This is a genomic window from Actinokineospora sp. (assembly GCF_052390155.1).
Lineage (GTDB): Bacteria > Actinomycetota > Actinomycetes > Mycobacteriales > Pseudonocardiaceae > Actinokineospora.
The window spans coordinates 96738-117946 of sequence record NZ_JBQTHF010000018.1 but is presented as its reverse complement, the minus strand read 5'-3'; the positions used below and the strand labels follow the sequence as shown (position 1 = coordinate 117946).

The 21209-nt window shown below is 68.8% G+C and carries 22 protein-coding genes; 14 read left to right on the top strand and 8 right to left on the bottom strand.

The window, feature by feature from the left end:
* The 7 genes from ACT4N7_RS07265 (at position 1) to ACT4N7_RS07235 (ending at position 5495) form a co-directional block, all read left to right on the top strand.
* Positions 1 to 336, top strand: a complete 336-nt coding sequence (locus tag ACT4N7_RS07265) for a hypothetical protein (RefSeq protein ID WP_444827820.1) — start codon at positions 1 to 3, stop codon at positions 334 to 336.
* Entirely contained in the window at positions 333 to 1430 is a 1098-nt protein-coding gene (locus tag ACT4N7_RS07260; protein WP_444827819.1) for a C40 family peptidase, read from the top strand. Before ACT4N7_RS07265 ends, ACT4N7_RS07260 begins: the two co-directional genes overlap by 4 nt.
* A 21-nt stretch (positions 1431 to 1451) precedes the next feature.
* A complete protein-coding gene (locus ACT4N7_RS07255) occupies positions 1452 to 1853 on the top strand; it encodes a YbaB/EbfC family nucleoid-associated protein (RefSeq protein WP_444827818.1) in 402 nt (133 codons plus the stop codon).
* Positions 1850 to 2374, top strand: a complete 525-nt coding sequence (locus tag ACT4N7_RS07250) for a YbaB/EbfC family nucleoid-associated protein (RefSeq protein WP_444827817.1) — start codon at positions 1850 to 1852, stop codon at positions 2372 to 2374. The genes ACT4N7_RS07255 and ACT4N7_RS07250 overlap by 4 nt, the downstream gene beginning before the upstream one ends.
* An 82-nt stretch (positions 2375 to 2456) precedes the next feature.
* Positions 2457 to 3695, top strand: a complete 1239-nt coding sequence (locus ACT4N7_RS07245) for a primosomal protein (protein ID WP_444827816.1) — start codon at positions 2457 to 2459, stop codon at positions 3693 to 3695.
* A 138-nt stretch (positions 3696 to 3833) separates the two neighbouring features.
* Positions 3834 to 4859, top strand: coding sequence for a DNA adenine methylase (locus ACT4N7_RS07240; protein WP_444827815.1), 1026 nt, complete (start codon positions 3834 to 3836; stop codon positions 4857 to 4859).
* A 129-nt stretch (positions 4860 to 4988) separates the two neighbouring features.
* On the top strand, positions 4989 to 5495 hold the full coding sequence (locus ACT4N7_RS07235) for a hypothetical protein (protein ID WP_444827814.1): 507 nt from the start codon (positions 4989 to 4991) through the stop codon (positions 5493 to 5495).
* A gap of 82 nt (positions 5496 to 5577) precedes the next feature.
* Here ACT4N7_RS07235 and ACT4N7_RS07230 read toward each other — a convergent pair whose 3' ends face one another.
* Entirely contained in the window at positions 5578 to 6681 is a 1104-nt protein-coding gene (locus tag ACT4N7_RS07230; protein ID WP_444827813.1) for an adenosine deaminase, read from the bottom strand.
* A gap of 261 nt (positions 6682 to 6942) precedes the next feature.
* Here ACT4N7_RS07230 and ACT4N7_RS07225 point away from each other — a divergent pair, with 261 nt between their 5' ends.
* Complete coding sequence (locus ACT4N7_RS07225; RefSeq protein WP_444827874.1) at positions 6943 to 8175, top strand: hypothetical protein; 1233 nt, start codon at positions 6943 to 6945, stop codon at positions 8173 to 8175.
* 126 nt (positions 8176 to 8301) lie between these two features.
* Here ACT4N7_RS07225 and ACT4N7_RS07220 read toward each other — a convergent pair whose 3' ends face one another.
* Positions 8302 to 8490, bottom strand: a complete 189-nt coding sequence (locus ACT4N7_RS07220) for a hypothetical protein (protein ID WP_444827812.1) — start codon at positions 8488 to 8490, stop codon at positions 8302 to 8304.
* Positions 8491 to 8641: 151 nt separating this feature from the next.
* Between ACT4N7_RS07220 and ACT4N7_RS07215 the strand changes: the two genes are divergently transcribed.
* Positions 8642 to 9850 (top strand): sensor histidine kinase, encoded by a 1209-nt coding sequence (locus ACT4N7_RS07215; RefSeq protein WP_444827811.1) that lies wholly within the window; start codon positions 8642 to 8644, stop codon positions 9848 to 9850.
* A complete protein-coding gene (locus ACT4N7_RS07210; RefSeq protein ID WP_444827810.1) occupies positions 9847 to 10473 on the top strand; it encodes a response regulator in 627 nt (208 codons plus the stop codon). The genes ACT4N7_RS07215 and ACT4N7_RS07210 overlap by 4 nt, the downstream gene beginning before the upstream one ends.
* Here the strand turns inward: ACT4N7_RS07210 and ACT4N7_RS07205 are convergent.
* The 6 genes from ACT4N7_RS07205 to ACT4N7_RS07180 form a co-directional block, all read right to left on the bottom strand.
* A complete protein-coding gene (locus ACT4N7_RS07205; RefSeq protein WP_444827809.1) occupies positions 10470 to 11750 on the bottom strand; it encodes a thymidine phosphorylase in 1281 nt (426 codons plus the stop codon). The genes ACT4N7_RS07210 and ACT4N7_RS07205 overlap by 4 nt on opposite strands.
* Positions 11751 to 11799: 49 nt before the next feature.
* A complete protein-coding gene (locus tag ACT4N7_RS07200; RefSeq protein WP_444827808.1) occupies positions 11800 to 12186 on the bottom strand; it encodes a cytidine deaminase in 387 nt (128 codons plus the stop codon).
* The gene (locus ACT4N7_RS07195) at positions 12183 to 13442 is read right to left on the bottom strand and encodes an ABC transporter permease (protein ID WP_444827807.1); all 1260 of its coding nucleotides are present in this window, start codon (positions 13440 to 13442) and stop codon (positions 12183 to 12185) included. Before ACT4N7_RS07195 ends, ACT4N7_RS07200 begins: the two co-directional genes overlap by 4 nt.
* Complete coding sequence (locus ACT4N7_RS07190) at positions 13439 to 14557, bottom strand: ABC transporter permease (protein WP_444827806.1); 1119 nt, start codon at positions 14555 to 14557, stop codon at positions 13439 to 13441. Before ACT4N7_RS07190 ends, ACT4N7_RS07195 begins: the two co-directional genes overlap by 4 nt.
* Positions 14558 to 16120, bottom strand: a complete 1563-nt coding sequence (locus ACT4N7_RS07185) for an ABC transporter ATP-binding protein (RefSeq protein ID WP_444827805.1) — start codon at positions 16118 to 16120, stop codon at positions 14558 to 14560.
* Between the two features lie 102 nt (positions 16121 to 16222).
* A complete protein-coding gene (locus ACT4N7_RS07180) occupies positions 16223 to 17278 on the bottom strand; it encodes a BMP family lipoprotein (protein ID WP_444827804.1) in 1056 nt (351 codons plus the stop codon).
* A gap of 427 nt (positions 17279 to 17705) precedes the next feature.
* Here ACT4N7_RS07180 and sdhC point away from each other — a divergent pair, with 427 nt between their 5' ends.
* Genes sdhC through ACT4N7_RS07160 form a run of 4 tightly spaced genes read left to right on the top strand, consistent with a single transcriptional unit; the run spans position 17706 to position 21093 of the window.
* Entirely contained in the window at positions 17706 to 18137 is a 432-nt protein-coding gene (gene sdhC / locus ACT4N7_RS07175) for a succinate dehydrogenase, cytochrome b556 subunit (protein WP_444827803.1), read from the top strand.
* A 2-nt stretch (positions 18138 to 18139) separates the two neighbouring features.
* Positions 18140 to 18550: a succinate dehydrogenase hydrophobic membrane anchor subunit gene (locus ACT4N7_RS07170; RefSeq protein ID WP_444827802.1), complete on the top strand. Its 411-nt coding sequence runs from the start codon at positions 18140 to 18142 to the stop codon at positions 18548 to 18550.
* A gap of 12 nt (positions 18551 to 18562) precedes the next feature.
* Positions 18563 to 20314 carry a succinate dehydrogenase flavoprotein subunit gene (gene sdhA / locus ACT4N7_RS07165; protein WP_444827801.1) on the top strand — a complete coding sequence of 584 codons (1752 nt, stop codon included), beginning with the start codon at positions 18563 to 18565 and terminating at the stop codon, positions 20312 to 20314.
* Positions 20314 to 21093 carry a succinate dehydrogenase iron-sulfur subunit gene (locus ACT4N7_RS07160; RefSeq protein WP_444827800.1) on the top strand — a complete coding sequence of 260 codons (780 nt, stop codon included), beginning with the start codon at positions 20314 to 20316 and terminating at the stop codon, positions 21091 to 21093. Before sdhA ends, ACT4N7_RS07160 begins: the two co-directional genes overlap by 1 nt.
* The last annotated feature ends 116 nt before the right edge of the window (positions 21094 to 21209 follow it).

Sequence of the window (21209 nt, the reverse complement as noted above, 5' to 3'; positions counted from 1 at the left end):
ATGACGCACTCGGACGTGTGGGGTTACCACGGCGAGGAGGACGCGTTCCGCGCCTACACCGCGGGCGTGCACCCGCTCGCCGAGCAGCTCCGGGGGCTCGGGGACCTCGGCGGCACGGCGCAGTTCGGCGAGCACGCGTTCTCCAAGATCGGCAGCGAGGTCGGGCTGAGCCAGGCGATCCGGGAGGCCACGCTGCGCCAGCACCGCCGCGTCCAAGGGCTGGCGGACAGCCTCGGCGGCACCGCGGAGGCCGTCCGCAACACGTGGACGAACATGGCCGCCACCGAAGAGGACGCCTCGGCCGCCCTGCGCCGCGCGGCGGGTGAGCCGACGTGACCGCACCTGTGCGCGAACTGCTGGACCCGATGATCCAGCCCGCGGCCACCGCCCAGCGCCACCTCGCCACCGACGACAACGCCATCGACCGGATCGGCACCGCGCACGCGGGGGTCACCAGCACGCTGGACACCGTCGGCACCGACGCGACGCGCTACGCGGGCTCGCTGCGCGAGGGGTGGACCGGGCAGGGGGCCGTGCGCCACCAGGCCGACGTCACCCAGCAGGACACGATGGGCGCGGAGCTGAGCCAGTACAGCACCGACGTGCGGCAGGCGGTCCGGGAGGCCGGGGAGATCCTCAAGGTCGGCCAGAAAGTCAACCAGGACCAGATCGACGACTTCAACCGCAAGGCCGCCGAGCTGCTCTCCGCCGCGGCGGCGCTGCGGCAGGCGGGCGACCCGGCGGGCGCACAGCAGAAGCTCACCGGGCTGGCGAGCTACGCCGCGCAGCTCACCGGCGACACGTCGATGAACCTCGAAACCGTGATGACCCAGCTCAGCGGGGTTGTCACCAAGCTCACCGGCGACCCGGGCTCCACCTCGGCGGCGGGCGCCGAGACCACGACGGCTCCACCCGCCGCGTACAACGACCGCCAGACCGGTGGCGGCGGGAGCGGGGACGGCGGCGGTGGGGGTGGCGGAGGCGCGGTCACCAAGCGCAGGCTGCCGATGGCCATCCCGCCACAGCCGGGAACCGGCGTCGCCGTGAACCTGCCGGACGGCAGCACCGTGCAGGCGCCCAACGAGACCGCGGCGCGCGCCGTGCGGGCCGCGCTGGGCCAGCTCGGCGTGCCGTACGTCTGGGGCGGCACCGCGCCCGGCGTCGGCCTGGACTGCAGCGGCCTAACCCAGTACGCCTACGGCGAGGGCGGCCTGGAGATCCCGCGCACCTCCCGCGAGCAGGACATCGGCGCCGAGGTGCCGTCCGCCGACCAGCTCGTGCCCGGCGACCTGGTGTGCTGGGAGGGCCACGTGGCCATGTACATCGGCAACGGCCAGATCGTCGAGGCAGGCGACCCGGTCCAGGTCGGCCCGCTGCGCACCACCAACTCCGGCATGCCGTTCGTCGGTTTCTACCGGCCGACGGGCTGACCCTGCGGCAGACTGGGAGACGTGGAGATCGACGTCGAGCACGAGCTGGACACCGTGGCGCGCAAGGTCGAGCAGACCCGCGCGGATGCCGCGCGGCGGGTCGGGCCGGTCACCGGCCAGGCCGCGAGCGGCGACGGCGCGGTCACCGTGGTGGTGGGGCCTGGCGGGCTGCTGTCCGAGGTGACGCTGACCCCGGCGGCGCTGTCGGCCGGGTCGGACGCGCTGGCCGCGCAGATCACGGCGCTCGCCGAGCGGGCGACGCGGCGAGCGGGGGCGAACATGTACCAGGCGCTCGCGCCGGTACTCGGCCCCGCGGGCGAGAAACACCTGACGTCACTGGGCTACGAGCCGATCGAGGACGACGAGGACGAGGCGTTCGACCGGCCGCTCGGGCCCACGGGCGGACGGCGGGCCACCAGGTGACCGACCGGCAGCCGCTGGAGCGCAGCACCCGTCAGCTCATCGAGGACGGCCGGGCGCGGCAGGAGGCGCTCGCGAACATCGACACCGTGCTGCAGGGCGTCACCGGCACGGCCTACGACCACCACCAGAGCATCCGGGTCACCGTCGACGGCCGCGGCAAGCTCATCGAGCTGTGGTTGCGCCAAGACGCGGTGCGCTGGGGTGCCGACCAGCTCGGCAAGCTGATCGTGCTGGTCGCCAAGGCCGCGATGGACCAGGCCACGCAGGCGGGCTACAACAGGCTCGCACCCCTGCTCGGCGACAACATGACCTACGCGATCGAGCTGATCTCCGGCCGCGCCGCGCCCGCCCGGCAGGCCGCGAAACCGGGCATCACCGCCGAGGAGTTCCAACGCGGGCGCGACGAACGGGTCCGCCGCGCCGACGGCGAACCATCCGCCCGCGGCCCGGTCCACGACGACAGGTTCGACCCCGACGACCCGCTGTCGTTCGACCTGTCCTCCCTACGTTCCGACCGATGATCCGCACCCCGTAGGCTGCCGATCGCATCGCGCGTGTTTGCGCGCACGTACGCCGATGGCTGCGCGACCAGGAGGACCTCCAATGGCCCAGGACATCGTCCCGATCGAGCTCGGGTTGCCGCAGGGTGACGTCGTCACGCTGTGGGCGCCGCGCTGGCGGGAGGACGGCGAGGAATGGGAGGCGTTCCTCGGCCACGAGGACGACCTCTACGCCTTCCCGGACACCGCGCAGCTCGCGGCGTTCGTCCGCACCGCCACCGAGCACGACCTGTCCGACCACCCGGCGTGGCACCTGGTGCCCGCGCTGTCGGTGGCCGAGCTGATGCCCGACGAGGAACACCAGTACGACTTGGTCGGCGTGCCGGAGCTGGCCGCGGACGAGCCGGACACCTGGACCGTCGGCGAGCTGGCCGACATCGTCGCGATCGTGCGCTCACTCGCCGACGTGTGCGAGCTGGACGAGGTGCACGACGTGCTGAACTCGGCCGACGGGTTCTCCGTGCTCGACCAGGGCACGCTGCCCTTCACCGGCCGCGACGGCGAGCGGCTGTGGACCGACCTGGCGCAGACCATCGCCGAGCGCTGGGACGAGGTGCTCGACGCGCTCGACTCGGTGGTGGCGGTGCCGGACGTGGACGCGGCCGCGTTGGAGAAGAGTGCCGAAGAGCTGGCCGCGTTCAACGCCGAAGCGGTCGAGGCCGTGGACGACGATCTCGACGCGGCCGAGGACGCCGAGGACGACGCAGAAGAGGAAGAGGACGGCCCGGTCGGCTTCTGGGCCGAGGTCGGCATCGACCCCATCAAGATCATCACCGATGGCTCGGAGTACTACACCCTGCGCTGCTACCTCGATGACGTGCCGGTGTTCCTCGGCTCGGCGGGCAAGATCGACGTGGCGACCTCCGCGCGCGGCCTGGCGAAGTTCCTCGCGAACGAGGATCTGGCCGACAACGACCTCGCCGAGGTCTCCACCTGGAGCGAGGTGGCGGTCAAGGCCACCGACGGCAGCCTGGACGTCGAGGTCGACACCGACAACACCTACGTCCTGCAGGGCCTCGGCGACGACCTGGGCGAGGGCGTGGACGCCGTCGACCCGGTGCAGCTCGACCTGGCCCTGGAACTGCTCAACGACGCCGCCGACTGGGCGGGCGACGACACCGTGGCGGAGTCGCTGAGCCAGTCGGAGAGCCTGGGCTGGCTGGTCTCCTACGTGGTGGCCCCCGACCCGACCCGGATGGCGCCGAGCGCGCCGTTCGACGCCGAGGCGGCCACCTGGAACAAGCTGGTGCAGAACCTCGAAGACCGGCTGCGCGTGCGCTGACCCGACCGGACGACAGTAGCGGGCAACCTGGGCACCGAACATTTGTGCACACCGTGCGCGAGTCGCCCGCACTGACGACCACTGATGAGCCAAGATGACACAGTGACCGCTACTCCAATTCTCGACCAGGGTGTTGACTTGGACGAGGCGCTGGCGCGAACCGCAGCGTTTCCGCGCCTTCGGTACATGGGCTCGAAGTACCGGCTTGCCCCGCATCTGGCCGAGGTCTTCGTTGAACTCGGCGGACACACCGCGTTGGATGCCTTTTCCGGCAGCGGAGTGGTCTCCTACCTGCTCAAGAGCCTGGGGTACCAAGTCACGTCGAATGACTTCTTGAACTTTCCATCAATCATCTGCCGGGCCGCCGTTGTCAACCAGACAGTCCAGTTGTCGGAAACCGACATGGACAAGATCTGTGGCACGTCAGCCGACGGCCGAGACTTCATTCAACGTACTTTCGATGGACTCTATTTCACCCAGAATGACCGAGTCTTCTTGGATTCAGCCTGGTCACACGTCGATCAATTGACCGGTCACAAGCGAGCGATTGCCATCTCAGCCCTGGTCCTTGCTTCCGCAAAAAAGCAGCCACGCGGCGTCTTCACCTTTACCGATCTTAGATACGACGACGGACGGCGCGATCTCCACCTACCCCTCCGAGAACATTTCCGCGAATGCGTAGCCGCGTACAACCGTGTGGTTTTCACAAATCGACGGAGAAATCGCGCATTTTGTGGAGATGTCTCCAGTGTCGACGCAACAGGGCACGATGTGGTCTACCTGGATCCACCCTATGCTCCGCCGCGTGACGACAACGACTACATCAAGCGATATCATTTCCTTGAGGGACTGTCGGTATACTGGCAAGGTCAGAAGATTATGGAACACACCAAGACCAAGAAACTCGAAAAGCGATTCACGCCGTTCTCGTACAAGCGAACAGTTACCGAGGCGCTGCGGGAAACATTCAAGCGATTCAAAGACTCGACCATAGTGCTTTCGTACTCGTCAAACGCGTTGCCAGACGCTGCCGCCATCATCGGTCTACTACGTGAAGTCAAGGACGACGTCGAGCTTCGGCCAATTGCTCACGAATACTCTTTCGGCACACATTCCGCCGCAAAGCGCCGCGATGTCGCCGAATACCTGTTCATTGGACGGTAGCCGTGGCGCTCGATACTCCCGACTTCGAAGAATACGTTTCTTCACTCGGCCGGTTGACTGTCCATGTTGATCCGACCGCGTTGACTGTGGCTACGGCGGAACTCAAGGAAGCCGCGCTGTGTGCGAATGGTGGCCGATCAGCGACGCGAGCAGTACAGTTTTGGTGACATTCTTGTGGCGCGTGCTGGGACCAGGACGACCGCCAAGCGCGCCGCAGTCTCTGGTCGTAAAGTCGAGGACGAGATCGAAACGATAGTGTCGAGCTTAGGTCTGCCCTGCGAGACGCGCACGCGGTTTATCGGGAGGAACCGCCGGGACGCACCATGTGATCTCGCCATTCCGAACGGCACGGATGCGCAGATCGCCGTAGCGGCGAAGGGCTTCGATTCGACCGGTTCCAAGCTTACCGATGCGGTTCGGGAAGTCATGGAGATGGCTGAGGTTCGCAAGCCAACGCAATTTGTTGTCGCTGTAATCGACGGTATCGACTGGAAGAGTCGACGCGCAGACTTGAACCGCATTTACCAACTTTGGCGATCCGGGCAGATCGATGGCATGTACACCCTTGCGTCTCTCGGGCAATTTCGTGAGGACATCGAATCCTTCGCGCGAATGAGGAGACTATTGCCAACCTGAGGTGTCGGCTACCGAACAGGGCGCAGGCGGGACCGGAGGCCCCACCCACGCCCTGACATTCCGGTCACCTGTGCGTCCGAACTCAGGTGCCCATCAGCTTCGCGTAGCCCGGCTTGATCACGTCGTTGATCAGCGCGAGGCGTTCGTCGAAGCCGAGGAACGCGGACTTCATCGCGTTGATGGTGAACCACAGCAGGTCGCTCCAGTCGTAGCCGAATGCCTCGACCAGGGCCGCCATCTCGCTGGACACCGTGCAGCCGCTCATCAGCCGGTTGTCGGTGTTGACCGTGACGCGGAACCGGAGTTGGGTCAGCAGCCCGATCGGGTGCTCGCCGATCGACGTCGCGGCGCCGGTCTGCAGGTTCGAGGTGGGGCACATCTCCAGCGGGATCCGCCGGTCGCGGACATAGCCCGCCAATGGTCCCAAGTGGACGGTGCCGTCCTCGGCGACCTTGATGTCGTCGACGATCCGCACGCCGTGGCCGAGTCGCTCGGCGCCGCAGTGCTGGATGGCCTCCCAGATCGACGGCAGCCCGAACGCCTCGCCCGCGTGGATGGTGAAGTGCGCGTTCTGCTGACGCAGGTACTCGAACGCGTCGAGGTTGCGGGTAGGCGGGAAGCCCTCCTCCGGGCCCGCGATGTCGAAGCCCGCGACGCCCGTGTCGCGGTGCCGCACGGCGAGTTCGGCGATCTCCAGCGAGCGCGCGTTCTGGCGCATCGCGCACAGCAGGGTGCCGATGCGGATCGTGCGGCCCGCGGCGGCGGCGCGCCGCTCGCCCTCGCGGAAGCCCGCCTGGACGGCCTCGACGATCCCGTCGAGCGCGAGCCCGTGTTCGCTGAACAGCTCGGGCGCGTAGCGGACCTCGGCGTAGACGACGCCGTCGGCCGCGAGATCCTCGGCGCATTCGGCGGCCACCCGAACGAGTGAACTTTCGTCCTGCATGACACCGCACGTGTGCGCGAAGGTCTCCAGGTACCGGACCAGCGAGCCGGAGTCGGCCGCCGCGCGGAACCACGTGCCGAGCTTGTCGACGTCGGTGGTCGGCAAGTCGCGGTAGCCGCTCGCCTCGGCGAGTTCGAGGACGGTGCCGGGCCGCAGGCCGCCGTCCAAGTGGTCATGGAGCAGGACTTTAGGAGCGCTGACAATGGCTTCCGGGGTCACCGGTGCCGAGACGTGGGTCGACATGGGCACACGGTACCCACACCCGGGCACCACTCGTTCGAGTAATCAACCGGTCACGTAAGGTACGCCGAAGTCCCGGCGACCGCCGGTCGACTGTCCACCATACGGCCCAATCGTTCGTGTCTGGGCCGCCGAACAAGCAACGGGTGGTGTATGGACGCCTTCTGGGACTGGCTAGGCTCCCCTGCGTCTCCACATCCCCTCCCCAGGACGAAGGTCACCTCCGTGAACGAGAGCACGAACCCCACGGTGTCGTTCGACCGGATGCGCAACATGCTCACGCGCGCGGCCGAGATCCGTGAGAGTGAACAGCAGCAGATCTTCGACGCCCTGGATGAGATCCATGCCAGGCTGTCGCCGCTGGAGTCGATCGGCTCGGTTCGCAAGCGCCTGTCCGAGATGCCCGACCGCACCGAGGTCGGCGCCTTGGCGGAGCGCCTGGACGAGGCGATGCGGAAGCTGGAGACACAGGACAGCGCGATCGCCGCCATCGGCCGCGCGGTCGAAAGCATCGTCGACAAGCTCGCCACCCCCTTCGCCCAACTCGACGGCCGCCTCGACGGCGTCGCCGGGCGGTTCGAGGGCGTGGCGGGCCGGATGAACGGCTTGGAGGACAAGCTGTCGAGCATCCACCGCCGTATCGACGAACTCGACAGTCACCTCGACAAGCAGGACGTCAAGATCGACCAGGTGCCCGGCTCCGTGCACGGTCCGGTCCGCGAGCGGATCGAGACCCTGGAGACCGCGTTGCGCGGGCGCCTGGACGAGGTCGACGAGGGTGTGCACGAGCACCTCGACGGCACCAAGGACGCACTGGCCCGCGCGGTCACCGAGTCCTCGGATGTGGTGCAGGGCAAGGTATCCGTCGCCACCGACGCGTTGCAGGGCCGGTTCACCGAGACCTCGGACTCGCTGCACGGCAAGATCGATGCCACCGCCCGCAACCTCGACAGCACCCGCGAGGCACTGGGTACGTCCCTCGGCGAATCCCGCGACACCGTGCAGGGCAAGCTGGACGAGGCCACCGAGGCGTTGCGGGCCGCGCTGCGCGAGACCCAGGAAACCGTCGACGCCAGTGACCGCCTGGAGGGCCTGGCCCAGCGGTTGGAGCGGGTCACCGCCCGACTGGACGAGATGGCCACCCGCCTGGACACCGTCGAAGACGGCTTCACGGCCAAGCTGGGCGACCTCAGCGGGTCGATCCTGCAGGGTCTGAGCAAGGTCGAGGGCACCCTGTCGGCCCAGCCGAACTCCGAGTCCGTGGAGACCCTGGTCCGCAAGGGCAACGACGAGTCCGTCCGCCGCATCGGCGGCCACCTGGACGAGGCCATGGCCACCTTCGCCGAACTCATGCTCGGCGGCGGTTCCCCCACCCCGCCACCCCCCACCACCCTCCCGCGTCAGGGAAATCGCCGTCGCACCAACGGAAAAGGCCCCAAGTCGGCAGACAAGCCCCGCGAGGACACCGAGGACACCGACATAGCGGCAGGCGCATAAACCCGCGCAAACAACCGGATTGGCCCCGGCCGATCCGCGCGATCCACGGGCCTTCGGCTCAGCTTTATCCGAGCGGATTCCTCACGGGGACGTTCGGCTTTATCTGAGGTGCGAACGCGGTCGAGTTCAGTTCGCGGACGAGGAATCGCGGCGGGAAAAGGCGCCGCGCACCGCCCACAAACCACCGAGTGCGAGCCCGCCGACAAAGGCGACGGCGCCGGTCGCACCGGAACCCGACCAAGCGAGAATGGCGATCGTGCCGCCGAAGACAAGGGAGAGGACGAACAGGATTCGCCCAGACAGTTCGTTGCTCATGGCGGAAACCGTAGGGGTGAACCGGAGCGGCCGACACCAACGGTGGGTGGAGTTCGCCGTCCACCGATCGGTGGACGGCGGCGGTCAGTGATCCGCCGCTGGACACCGAAGCCTCGTGACGACGAGGCTGGGGCAGGGAAGGCGGTGAACCGTGCAGGCCGAGCGCGAGGTGGACGCGTGGCACCGCACCGTGGGCGGCTGGCATGTCGTGTTCGGCGTGCTGGCGGCGCTGACCGTGATACTCACGTTCGTCGCGGAACAGGCGAGTGCCGCGCGGACGGCCGCCACGCTGGTGCTCCTGACCGCGTTGTGCGGCTGGTACTGGCGGGTCGGCGCCCCGGCGCTGGCCGAAGACCGGCACCGGGCAGGCGTGCTGTACGTCGCGGTCGCGATTCCGCTGGCGATCGCGCTCTTCACGGTCAATCTGGCCGGATCGCTGATGCTGTTCGTGCTGTATCCGCACATCTGGAGACTGCTGCCGCTGCGCGGCGCGATGATCGCCACCGCCGTCACGGTGGTCTCGATCGGCCTCTCTGGATTCACCCGCAGCGAGATCAGTTCGCGCAGCGTTGTGGAGACTTTGGCCCTGGTAGCGGCGCTCCTGGTGACCAGCGTGCTGATGGGGCTCTGGATCAACAAGATCATCGTGCAGAGCACGCAGCGGGCCGATCTCGTCTCCGCGCTGGAAACAACCCGGGCCGAACTCGCCGCGGTGAGCCATGACGCCGGGGTGCTGGCCGAGCGGGAACGGCTGGCCAGGGAGATCCACGACACCCTCGCGCAAGGCTTCACGAGCATCCTGATGTTATTGCAGGCCATGGACTCCGAGATCACCCGCGACCCGGACGCGGCCCGCAGGCGGGTGGCCCAGCTCGACCAGACCGCGCGGGACAACCTCGCCGAGGCCCGCACGCTGGTCGCGCTGCTCGCCCCGACCCACCTTGAGTCCGCCTCACTGTCGGAGACACTGCGCAGGCTGGTCGACCAGGTCGGCCGGGAACTCGGCATCTCTGCCACCCTGGTCGTCTCCGGCGCTCCGCGGGTCCTGCCGACCAACCACGAGGTGGTGTTGCTGCGCAGCACCCAGGAAGCGCTGGCCAACGTGCGCAAACACGCCGACGCCGCCGGTGTGGTGGTGCTGCTGCGGTACCAGGACGAGCGGGTCGAACTCGAAGTGCGCGACGACGGCCGCGGCTTCGATCAGGCCGCGCCGCCGAACGGGTTCGGCCTGGCGGGCATGCGGGCGCGGGTCCTCCAGGTCGGCGGGACGATCGAGGTCGACGGTGCGCGGGGCTCCGGCGTGGCCGTGCGGATCGTCCTCCCCTGCCCGGTCGAGACTGTCGAAAGCGAACCGCGATGACCGTCCGACTCCTGCTGGTCGACGACCATCCCGTGGTCCGAGCGGGCTTGCGCGACATGCTGTCGATGGAGCCGGGCATCGACGTGGTGGGCGAGTGCGCCGATGGGGAGGACGCCGTCCGCATGGCCGCCGAGCTGCGGCCGGACCTGGTGCTGATGGACCTGCGCATGCCGGGGACGGACGGGGTCGCGGCCACCGCCCGGATCACCGCCGCGGGCACGGCCAAGGTGCTCGTGCTCACCACCTACGACAGCGACAGTGACATCCTGCGCGCCATCGAGGCAGGCGCCACCGGCTACCTGCTCAAGGACACTCCGCTGCGCCAGTTGACCGAGGCGGTCCGCGCCGCGGCGCGCGGCGAGACGGTCCTGGCGCCGCCCGTCGCGGCCAAGCTGGTCACCCGACTGCGCGTTCCCGGGCCGCAAGACCTGACCCCGCGCGAGGTTCAGGTGCTCCGATGTGTCGCGAAAGGACTGTCTAATCCGAACATCGCGCGCGAGCTGCACATCGGCGAGGCCACCGTGAAGACCCATCTGCTGCGGGCATTCGAGAAGCTCGGCGTCAGCGGGCGGACCGCCGCCGTCCTCGCGGCGATCACCCGCGGCATCCTTCCGGCGCCCTAACCGCGGATCGTCTCTAGCACCAACGGCGCGCGCTCCGGCGCCGTGTCGGCGATCGCGTAGCCGCCGTCCAGGGCCGCGAGCGCGGCGGGCACCGCGGCGGGCGTGTCCGTTCGCAGCTCCAGCAACGGGTTGCCCGCGCGGACGACGTCACCGGGCTTGGCGTGACACAGAATCCCGGCCGCCGCCTGCACCGGGTCCTCCTTACGTGCCCGGCCCGCGCCGAGCCGCCACGCCGCCACACCCACGGCGTAGGCGTCCAAATAGGACACGACACCGGACGACGGCGCCGGGATCACGTGCACGTGCGCGGGTTCGGGCAGCGCGGCCTCGGGGTCGCCGCCCTGGGCGCGGATCATGCGTGCCCACGTCTCGTAGGCCGCGCCGGAGGCCAGCACCGCCGCGGGGTCCACATCGGACAGACCGGCCAGGCTCAGCATCTCCCTGGCGAGCGCGACCGTCAGTTCGACCACGTCGGCCGGGCCGCCGCCGCGCAGGACGTCGACCGACTCGGCCACCTCGACCGCGTTGCCCACGGCCCGGCCCAGTGGCACCGACATATCGGTGATCAGCGCCGACATCCGCAGTCCGCGCGAGACGCCGATACCCACCAGCGCGTTCGCCAGGGCCCGCGCGTCCTCGACGGTCTTCATGAACGCGCCGGAACCGTACTTCACGTCCAGTACCAGGGAATCCGCGCCCTCGGCGATCTTCTTGCTCATGATCGAGCTGGCGATGAGCGGGATCGACTCGACGGTCCCGGTGACGTCGCGCAGGGCGTAGAGCTTGCGGTCGGCGGGGGCCAGCCCCTCGGTGGCCGCGCAGATGACCGCGCCGACGTCGGCCAGCTGCGCCAGGATCTCCTCGGTGGTCAGCCGGGCGCGCCAACCGGGGATGGACTCCAGCTTGTCCAGCGTGCCACCCGTGTGGCCGAGCCCGCGGCCGGAGAGCTGCGGCACCGCCGCCCCACACGCGGCCACCAGTGGCGCCAGCGGCAGCGTGATCTTGTCACCGACGCCGCCCGTGGAATGTTTGTCCACAGTGGGCCGATCGGTGCGCAGCGCGAGCGTCTCCCCCGAGTCGACCATCGCGGCGGTCCAGCGGGCGGTCTCCACGGTGTCCATGCCGCGCAGGAAGATCGCCATCGCCAGCGCTGACATCTGCTCCTCGGCGACCGCCCCGCGAGTGTAGGCGTCGACCACCCAGTCGATCTGCCCGTCGGTCAGCCGCGTGCCGTCCCGCTTGGCTCGGATGACATCCACCGCGCTGTACGGCTCCATCGGTGCTCCTCCTGGCTCGACGCTGACCCGCCAACCGTATCCCGCGGCGTCACGGGAGCTGGTCGGGCCCGAACGCGTCGGGCAGGACCGCGCTCATCGGCGCGGGACCTGCCGGGGTGTCCACAAGACACTCGGGACCGCCCAGCTCGAAGATCACCTGACGGCAGCGCCCACACGGCATGAGCAGTTCGCCCGTGCCGCTGCGGCAGGCCACCGCGACGAACCGGCCGCCACCGGTGAGCCGGAGTTGGCCCGCCATGGTGCATTCGGCGCACAGCGCGACCCCGTAGGCGGCGTTCTCCACATTGCACCCGGTGACCACGCGACCGTCGTCGACCAGCGCCGCCGCGCCGACCCGCAACCCCGAGTAGGGGCAGTAGGCCAGCGCGGCGGCGCGAACAGCCGCGGTGCGCAGAGCGTCCCAGTCGACCGTCACTTACCTTGACCCTTGCGGTAGACCTCGCCGACGGCGCGCGGGACGCGCAACCGCTGCGAGGCCAACCCGAGCACCAACAAGGTGACCACGTACGGCGCGGCACCGACCAGTTCCGGCGGCACCTCGGCGCTGCTGAAGTACCACCAGCCGAACAGCACGCCGATCGCCGCCGCGACACCGGAAAGCACGCTGTGCCCGGACCGGTACTGGATCACCGCGACCACGATCAGCGCGATGCCCAGCAACAGCAGCAGCGCGTGCACCGCGTCGGAACCCCGCAGCGCCATGGCATCGGTGTAGCCGAACAGGCCCGCACCCGTGGCCAGCCCACCCGGCCGCCAGTTGCCGAAGATCATCGCGGCGAGGCCGATGAAGCCGCGGCCACCGGTCTGGCCGTCGCGGAACTGCCCGGAGCTGACCGCGAGGAACGCCCCGCCCAGGCCCGCGAACGCGCCGGAGGCCACCACCGCGTAGTACTTGTACTTGTAGACGTTGACACCCAACGACTCCGCCGCCGTCGGCGCCTCGCCGCAGGAGCGCAGCCGCAGGCCGAACGGCGTGCGCCACAACACATACGTGGTGCCGACGATCAGTACCACCGCGAGCACCGACAGCAGCGACACCTCGGTGGTGAGCCCGCGCAGGATGCCCGCGAAGTCGGAGACGAAGAACCAGCGCTTGGCCTCGATCGTGCCCAGCAGGTCCGACAACCCAGGTATGGACACCTTTTCCGCGTCGGCGATGCGCGGCGACTGCTTCTGCCCGCCGCCGGGCGCGTCCGCGAAGTACAGTTTGGACAGGAACAGCGCGGCACCCGGCGCGAGCAGGTTGATCGCCACACCGGAGATGATGTGGTCGACTCCGTAGGTCACCGTGGCGACCGCGTGCAGCAGCCCGCCGATCGCGCCGAGGAACAGTCCGAACGCGACACCGGCCCACGGACCCCATTGGTAGCCCGCGTATCCGGCGCCGAACGTGCCGAGCACCATCATGCCTTCGAGGCCGATGTTGACCACACCGGCGCGTTCGGCCCACAACCCGGCCAGCGCGGCCATCGCGATCGGCACGGCCGCGGTGAGCGCGGCCTGCACGGTGCCGTTCGACGTCAGGTCGGTAGCCCCGGTCAGCACCCGCACCGCGGACAGCACGGCCAGCGCCGCCACCGCGATGAGCAGGTACACCATCGGCGTGAGCCGCCTGCCGCGCTTGGCGACGGGAGCGGGCTCCAGCCCCACGGTCAGCCCGCCCGCACTCATGAGGACACCTCTTCCAGCGTCTTGGTCCGGCCCAGCGCGCGGCCGACCTCCCGTTGCACGGCCCGCACCCGGTAGCGGCGGACCAACTCGTAGGCGATGACCACGGACAGCACGATCACGCCCTGCATGATCAGCACGATCTCGCGCGGCACCCCGGAGACGTCGAGCGCGTTGGCGGCGTTGTCGAGGAAACCCCACAGCAGCGCGGCGATGGCCATGCCGATCGGGTGGTTGCGGCCGAGCAGCGCGACCGCGATGCCGATGAAACCGAGGCCCGGCGGGAAGTCCAGCGAGTACGCGTGCGACGAGCCGAGGAGCTGCGGCATGCCGACCAGGCCCGCGACCGCGCCCGAGAGCAGCATCGAGTAGACGATCATCTTCTTCACGCTGACCCCGCTGGCCACCGCGGCGGACTCCGAGATGCCGGTCGCCTTGAGCTCGAACCCGAAGCGGGTGCGGGAAAGCACGAACCAGTACACGACGCCGACCAGCACCGCGAGGAAGACCAGGCCGAAAATCTTCGAGGTGGACCCGGGGAAGTCGATCCCCGGCACCTGTCCGCCCTCGGTGATCGGCCGCGTGCTGATGTTGTTGCTACCCGGCACATCCTGGGCCAGCCGGGCCGGATTGAGCAGGTAGGACACCAGGTACGTGGCGATCGCGTTGAGCATGATCGTGGAGATCACCTCGCTGACGCCGCGGGTGACCTTGAGCATCGCGGCGAAGCCGGACCACGCGGCGCCGACCAGCATGGCGGCCACGACGGTCATGGTGACCCGCAGGAACGACGGGATGCCCTCCATGAAGGTGGCGCCCGCGAGCGCGGCGGACAGCATCGCGGCAAGCCGGTACTGGCCGTCGACGCCGATGTTGAACAGCTTCATCCGAAAGCCGATCGCCACCGCGACGGCGGCCAGGTAGTACTGCGTCGCGCTGTTCAGCGAGTTGATCGACGTGCGCGGGCGCTGGGCCGCGGTGGCCATCGCGTCCACGGTGTCGATCGGCGAGTTCCCGGTGATCGCCAGGATTCCCGCGCAGACCAGCGCGGCGAAGACCAGCGCGCCAACCGGCGCGGCGAGTCCCAACAGGACAGCGCGCAGTGAGAGCCTGCTCATCTAGCCTTCCTCTCCGGCGCCGGTCATCGCGCAGCCGAGCTGCTCCGGGGTGACGCTGGACGGGTCGTAGTCGGCGACGAGCCTGCCGCGCAGGATCACCGCGAGGGTGTCGGACATGCCGATCAGCTCGTCGAGGTCGGCGGAGATCAGCAGCACCGCGAGGTGCTCGGCGCGGGCGCGCCGGATGTGGTCCCAGATCGCGGCCTGCGCGCCGACGTCGACGCCGCGGGTGGGGTGCGAGGCGATGAGCACCACGGGTTTGCCGCTCATCTCCCGGCCCACGATCAGTTTTTGCTGATTGCCGCCGGACAGCGCGGCGGCGAAGACGTCGATGCTGGGCGTGCGAACGTCGTACTCGTCCACGATCCGCTGGGTGTCGGCCCGCGCGCCGCGCCGGTCGATCAGCGGGCCGCGCGCGTTGGGTTTGCGCGACTGGTGGCCCAGAATGCGGTTCTCCCACAGGGTCGCTTCCAGCAGCACGCCCTGGCGGTGCCGGTCCTCGGGGATGTAGCCCATGCCCGCTTCGCGCCGATGCCGGGTGGACATCTTGGTGATGTCGTTGCCCTGCAAGTGAACCGAGCCCGCGGACGGCGAGCGGATGCCCATCAGCGCCTCGACCAGCTCGGCCTGGCCGTTGCCCTCGACACCCGCGACACCGAGCACCTCGCCGGCGTGGATGGTGAACGACAGGTCGTCGAGCACCCTGCGGCCCTCGGCGCCCGCCACGGTGAGCCCGCGGACCTCCAGCACCGGCCGGTCGGTGACGGTGGAGTCGCGCAGCTCCGGCACCGGCAGCGCGCTGCCCACCATCAGCTCGGCGAGCTGGCGGGAGGTGACGTCCTTGGGCGACACGCTGGCGACCGTGGTGCCGCGGCGCATGACGGTGATGTCGTCGGCGACCGAGAGCACCTCGTCCAGCTTGTGCGAGATGAACAGGATGGTCAGGCCCTCGGCCTTGAGTTCGCGCAGGTTGCCGAACAGCTCGTCGACCTCCTGCGGCACCAGCACCGCGGTCGGCTCGTCCAGGATCAGTGTGCGCGCGCCCCGGTAGAGCACCTTGAGGATCTCGACCCGCTGGCGCTCGCCGACCCCGAGGTCGTCCACGAGCCGGTCCGGGTCGACGCCGAGGCCGTAGCTCGCCGAGATTTCCCGGATGCGAGCGCGGGCGGCCTTGAAGTCCAGCCCCAGCCCGGCTCTCGGCTCGCCGCCGAGCACCACGTTCTCCAGCACGGTCAGGTTGTCCGCGAGCATGAAGTGCTGGTGCACCATGCCGATGCCCGCGCGGATCGCGTCCGCGGGCGAGGCGAACACGGTGGGGTTCCCGTCGACGGAGATGGTGCCCTCGTCGGGCTGCTGCATCCCGTAGAGGATCTTCATCAGGGTCGACTTGCCCGCGCCGTTCTCGCCGACGATGGCGTGCACGGTGCCCGCCCGGACGGCGATGTCGACTCCCGCGTTGGCGATCACCCCAGGGAAACGTTTGGTGATCCCGGACAGCTCCACGGCGTAGGCGGGGTCGCCGCCGGTGGATCGCTCCGGTGGTTCGGTTGGCTCGGTTGGCACGGCCGAATCCTTGTCGTTGCGCGTGGTTCAGATAAGCGAGACGGGCCCGGGGGCCGCTTTCCGGCGGTCACCCGGGCCCGTCCACGGCCCTTTCCCGGCTACCTACTTGCTCGCCGGAACCTTGATCTCACCCGAGATGATCTTGGCCTTGTACTCGTCGATCTTGGCCTTGATGTCGTCGACCTTGCCGCCGCTGGTGGAGTAGCCGACGCCGTCCGCCTTGAGGTCGTAGACCTTCGAACCCGCGGCGAACTTGGTGTCCTTGACCGACTTGATGAAGTCGTACACCGCCACGTCGACCTGCTTGAGCATCGAGGTGATGATGACGTCCTTGACGTCGGCCAGCGCGGGCAGGTTGTACTGGTCGGAGTCGACGCCGATGCCCAGCTTGCCCTTGGCCTTGGCGGCCTTGAACGCGCCGTTGCCCGAGCCGCCCGCCGCGGCGTAGACCACGTCGGCGCCCGCGTCGAACATGCCGTTGGCCGCGGTCTCGCCCTTGGCCGGGTCGTTGAAGCCGGTGAAGTCCGGCGGCTGGGTCAGGTACTTGACCTGCACGGTCGCGTCGGCCTTGACGGCCTTGACGCCCGCGGTGAACCCGACCTCGAACTTCTGGATCAGCGGGACGTTGACGCCGCCGATGAAGCCGACGTTGCCGGTCTGGCTCTTGAGCGCGGCGGCGACGCCGACGAGGAACGAGCCCTCCTGCTCGGCGAAGACCAGGTTGGCGATGTTGGCGCCGGTGGCGTCCTCGCTGTCGATCAGCGCGAACTTGACCTCCGGGTAGTCCGCCGCGGCCTTCGTCAGCGCGGGGCCGTAGGCGAAGCCCACCGCGATGATGGTGTTGTACCCACCCTCGGCGAGCTGGCGCAGCCGGTCTTCCTTCTGCGCGTCGGTCTCGCCCGCGGCCGCTTCGAGTTCCTTGATTTCGATCCCGAACTCGGCCTTGGCCTTGTCCAGCCCGCGCGCGGCCGAGTCGTTGAACGACTGGTCGCCGCGACCGCCGATGTCGTAGGCAAGACCGACCTTGACCGTGGCGGCCGCCGGGGCGTTCCCACCGGAGGTGGACCCGCTGCCGGTGCCGGTGCCGGTGTCCGAGCCGCACGCGGCCAGGCCGAGGCCCAGCGCAAGCAGCCCCGCGGCGAGACGAAGTCCTCGCATTCGGCGCAAGGCTTTCTCCTTCCGAGAATTCGCGCGCCCGGGATACGGGTCGCGATGACTATTCGCGAGACCGTACTCCCCGGTACTGCCCGCGCTACTCCAGGAGGCTGGCCGTGACCCAATCGTTTGCCCCAGCCCGCACACCGCGCGTGATCGCTCACCGACAGTGATCGACACGGCACGCCCCGCGAAAATCGGCCGACCCGCGGCGCGCGTCCACCGTGGACACACTGGGTAGGCCATTCGCCGGAAGGCGGGTGCCGTGAGACCCCGCTCACGACCGGCCCAGCGTGGCGTGTCTCGTCGGTCACAGAGGGGATCCGCGCACTGGGTGCGCTCCGCCGACCCGGTCTAGCATCCGACGTGTCAAGGCCCGATTCGTGTGGAATTCGCGCGGGCCGGAAGTCCAGTTGGAGGGCAGCTACCGATGTCCGACTCGGCAAGCGCCACCGAGCAGGTGGCGGTGCGCGGGTCCCGGCGCACCGGGACGCTCTATCGGGGCGACCCTGGCATGTGGTCCTGGGTGGCCCACCGGATCACCGGGGTGCTCACGTTCTTCTTCCTCTTCGCGCACGTGCTCGACACCGCCCTGGTGCGGGTGTCGCCGAGCGCGTACGACGAGATCATCGAGACCTACAAGTCCCCGATCGTCAACGTCATCGAGGTCGGCCTCGTCGGCGCGGTGCTCTACCACGCGCTCAACGGCATCCGGGTCATGCTGGTCGACTTCTGGGCCAAGGGCCCGCGGTTCCAGAAGCAGATGCTCTGGACCATCCTCGGGGTCTGGGTGCTGGTGATGATCCCCGGCACCTACTTCATGCTGCAGCGCACCGTCAGCGAACTGTTCGGGGGGCACTGACCATGGCGCTCGCTCTGGACCGGCCCCGCGCGCCCCGGCGTCCCGCGGCCCGGCGCAGCAACTTCGAGCTGGCGAGCTGGCTGTTCATGCGGATCTCCGGGCTGGCACTGATCGTGCTGGTGCTCGGGCACCTGTTCATCATGAACATCCTCGACGGCGGCGTGCACCGGATCAACTTCGCGTTCGTCGCGGGCCGGTGGTCGAGCCCGTTCTGGCAGTTCTGGGACCTGTCGATGCTGTGGCTGGCCGAGATCCACGGCGGCAACGGCCTGCGCACGATCATCAACGACTACGCCCGCAAGGACGCCACCCGGTTCTGGCTCAAGATGATGCTCTACGTGTCGATGGTGCTGATCCTGGCGCTGGGCTCGTACGTGATCTTCACCTTCGACCCGAACATCCCCGCCGACTGAGAGCGACAGGTCATGCAGTTCCACAAGTACGACGTGGTGATCGTCGGGGCGGGCGGCGCCGGGATGCGCGCGGCCATCGAGTCCGGGCAGCGCGCGCGGACCGCCGTGCTCACCAAGCTGTACCCGACCCGGTCGCACACCGGCGCGGCGCAGGGCGGCATGTGCGCCGCGCTGGCCAACGTCGAGGAGGACAACTGGGAGTGGCACACCTTCGACACGATCAAGGGCGGTGACTACCTGGTCGACCAGGACGCCGCCGAGATCATGGCGAAGGAGGCCATCGACGCCGTCCTCGACCTGGAGAAGATGGGGCTGCCGTTCAACCGGACGCCCGAGGGCAGGATCGATCAGCGCCGGTTCGGCGGCCACACCCGCAACCACGGCGAGGCCGCGGTGCGCCGCGCCTGCTACGCCGCGGACCGCACCGGCCACATGATCCTGCAGACGCTGTACCAGAACTGCGTCAAGCACGGCATCGAGTTCTTCACCGAGTTCTACGTCCTCGACATCTGCCTCACCGAGACGGACAACGGCCCGGTGTGCACGGGCGCGGTCGCCTACGAGCTGGCGACCGGCGAGATCCATGTGTTCCAGGCCAAGGCGGTCGTGTTCGCGACCGGCGGGTTCGGCAAGGTCTTCAAGACCACCTCGAACGCGCACACGCTGACCGGCGACGGCATGGGCATCGTGTTCCGCAAGGGATTGCCCTTGGAGGACATGGAGTTCTACCAGTTCCACCCGACCGGCTTGGCCGGTCTGGGCATCCTGCTCACCGAGGGCGCCCGCGGCGAGGGCGCCATCCTGCGCAACGCGGCGGGCGAGCGGTTCATGGAGCGCTACGCCCCCACCATCAAGGACTTGGCGCCGCGCGACATCGTCGCCCGGTCGATGGCCCTGGAGGTGCTCGAAGGGCGCGGCGCCGGGCCGAACAAGGACTACGTGCTGCTCGACTGCACGCACCTCGGTGCCGAGGTGCTGGAGTCCAAGCTGCCCGACATCACCGAGTTCGCCCGCACCTACCTCGCGGTCGACCCGGTGACCGAGCCGGTGCCGGTGTACCCGACCGCGCACTACGCGATGGGCGGCATCCCAACCAATGTCCACGGGGAAGTGTTGCGGGACAACAACAACGTCGTCCCCGGGCTGTACGCGGCAGGCGAGTGCGCCTGCGTGTCCGTGCACGGCGCGAACCGCCTGGGCACCAATTCGCTGCTGGACATCAACGTGTTCGGCCGCCGCGCGGGCCTGGCCGCCGCGCGGTACGCGAACACCCGCGAGCACCGCGACCTGCCGCCGAACCCGGCGGTGCGGGTCGAGGAGCAGGTCGCGCACGTGCTGTCCGAGCACGGCAGGGAGCGGGTGGCCGACATCCGCACCGAGCTACAGTCCACAATGGACGCAAACGCGTCAGTGTACCGCACCGAGGAGACGCTGAAGCAAGCGCTGCACGACGTGCACGCGCTCAAGGACCGGTACGCGCACATCACCGTGCAGGACAAGGGAAAGCGGTTCAACACCGACCTGTTGGAGGCCGTCGAGCTGGGCTTCCTGCTGGAGTTGGCCGAGGTGCTGGTCGTGGGCGCGCTGGAGCGCAAGGAGTCCCGCGGCGGTCACGCCCGCGAGGACTACCCGAACCGCGACGACACGAACTTCATGCGCCACAGCATGTTCTACAAGCAGGGCGACGGGCTCAAGGCCGATGTCCGGCTGGACTACAAGCCCGTCACCGTCACCCGGTACCAGCCGATGGAGCGCAAGTACTGATGACCGCCGCAACTGCCGAGAAGTCGGGTTCGCGCAGCGACCAGCCGCCGGTGCCTGCGGGCGCCGTCACCGTCACGCTGAAGGTCCTGCGGTTCAACCCCGAGTTGGCCGCGGAGCCGCGCTGGGTGTCCTTCGGCGTGCCCGCGCTGCCGACCGACCGGGTGCTGAACCTGCTGCACTACGTCAAGTGGTACCTCGACGGCACGCTCACCTTCCGCCGCTCGTGCGCGCACGGGATCTGCGGGTCCGATGCCATGCAGATCAACGGGGTGAACCGGTTGGCGTGCAAGGTTTTGGTGAAGGACCTGTTGGCGAGCAAGGGAAAGCCGACGACGATCACCGTGGCGCCGATCAAGGGCCTGCCGGTGCACAAAGACCTGCTGGTCGACATGGAACCGTTCATGGCGGCGTTCCGCGCGGTCAAGCCGTTCCTGATCACCTACGGCAACGAGCCCACGCGCGAACGCATCCAGTCCGCGGCCGACCGCGAGCGCTTCGACGACACCACCAAGTGCATCCTCTGCGCGTGCTGCACGACCTCGTGCCCGGTGTTCTGGAACGAGGGCTCCTATTTCGGCCCGGCGGCCATCGTCAACGCCCACCGCTTCATCTTCGACTCCAGGGACGAAGGCGCCCAGGAACGCCTCGACATCCTCAACGACGCCGAGGGTGTCTGGCGCTGTCGCACCACGTTCAACTGCACGGATGCCTGCCCTCGCGGCATCGAGGTGACCAAGGCGATCCAGGAAGTCAAGCGCGCCTTGTTGTTCCGCCGCTGACCGCGCGGAACCCGTTCGTGCACACCGGATGGCCGGTCCGGTCGGCGTACCCGGATGGCGCCTCCCGGCAACACGGAATGCCGCGATTTGGGCGATTGTTTTCCGCGGGCGCCTAA

Coding starts and splice junctions, on each gene's coding strand:
- ACT4N7_RS07265 (WP_444827820.1), top strand. CDS start 1: ATGACGCACTCGGACGTGTGGGGTTACCACGGCGAGGAGGACGCGTTC.
- ACT4N7_RS07245 (WP_444827816.1), top strand. CDS start 2,457: ATGGCCCAGGACATCGTCCCGATCGAGCTCGGGTTGCCGCAGGGTGAC.
- ACT4N7_RS07230 (WP_444827813.1), bottom strand. CDS start 6,681: ATGTCGACCCACGTCTCGGCACCGGTGACCCCGGAAGCCATTGTCAGC.
- ACT4N7_RS07225 (WP_444827874.1), top strand. CDS start 6,943: ATGCGCAACATGCTCACGCGCGCGGCCGAGATCCGTGAGAGTGAACAG.
- ACT4N7_RS07220 (WP_444827812.1), bottom strand. CDS start 8,490: ATGAGCAACGAACTGTCTGGGCGAATCCTGTTCGTCCTCTCCCTTGTC.
- ACT4N7_RS07210 (WP_444827810.1), top strand. CDS start 9,847: ATGACCGTCCGACTCCTGCTGGTCGACGACCATCCCGTGGTCCGAGCG.
- ACT4N7_RS07205 (WP_444827809.1), bottom strand. CDS start 11,750: ATGGAGCCGTACAGCGCGGTGGATGTCATCCGAGCCAAGCGGGACGGC.
- ACT4N7_RS07195 (WP_444827807.1), bottom strand. CDS start 13,442: ATGAGTGCGGGCGGGCTGACCGTGGGGCTGGAGCCCGCTCCCGTCGCC.
- ACT4N7_RS07190 (WP_444827806.1), bottom strand. CDS start 14,557: ATGAGCAGGCTCTCACTGCGCGCTGTCCTGTTGGGACTCGCCGCGCCG.
- ACT4N7_RS07180 (WP_444827804.1), bottom strand. CDS start 17,278: ATGCGAGGACTTCGTCTCGCCGCGGGGCTGCTTGCGCTGGGCCTCGGC.
- sdhC (WP_444827803.1), top strand. CDS start 17,706: ATGTCCGACTCGGCAAGCGCCACCGAGCAGGTGGCGGTGCGCGGGTCC.
- ACT4N7_RS07170 (WP_444827802.1), top strand. CDS start 18,140: ATGGCGCTCGCTCTGGACCGGCCCCGCGCGCCCCGGCGTCCCGCGGCC.
- sdhA (WP_444827801.1), top strand. CDS start 18,563: ATGCAGTTCCACAAGTACGACGTGGTGATCGTCGGGGCGGGCGGCGCC.
- ACT4N7_RS07160 (WP_444827800.1), top strand. CDS start 20,314: ATGACCGCCGCAACTGCCGAGAAGTCGGGTTCGCGCAGCGACCAGCCG.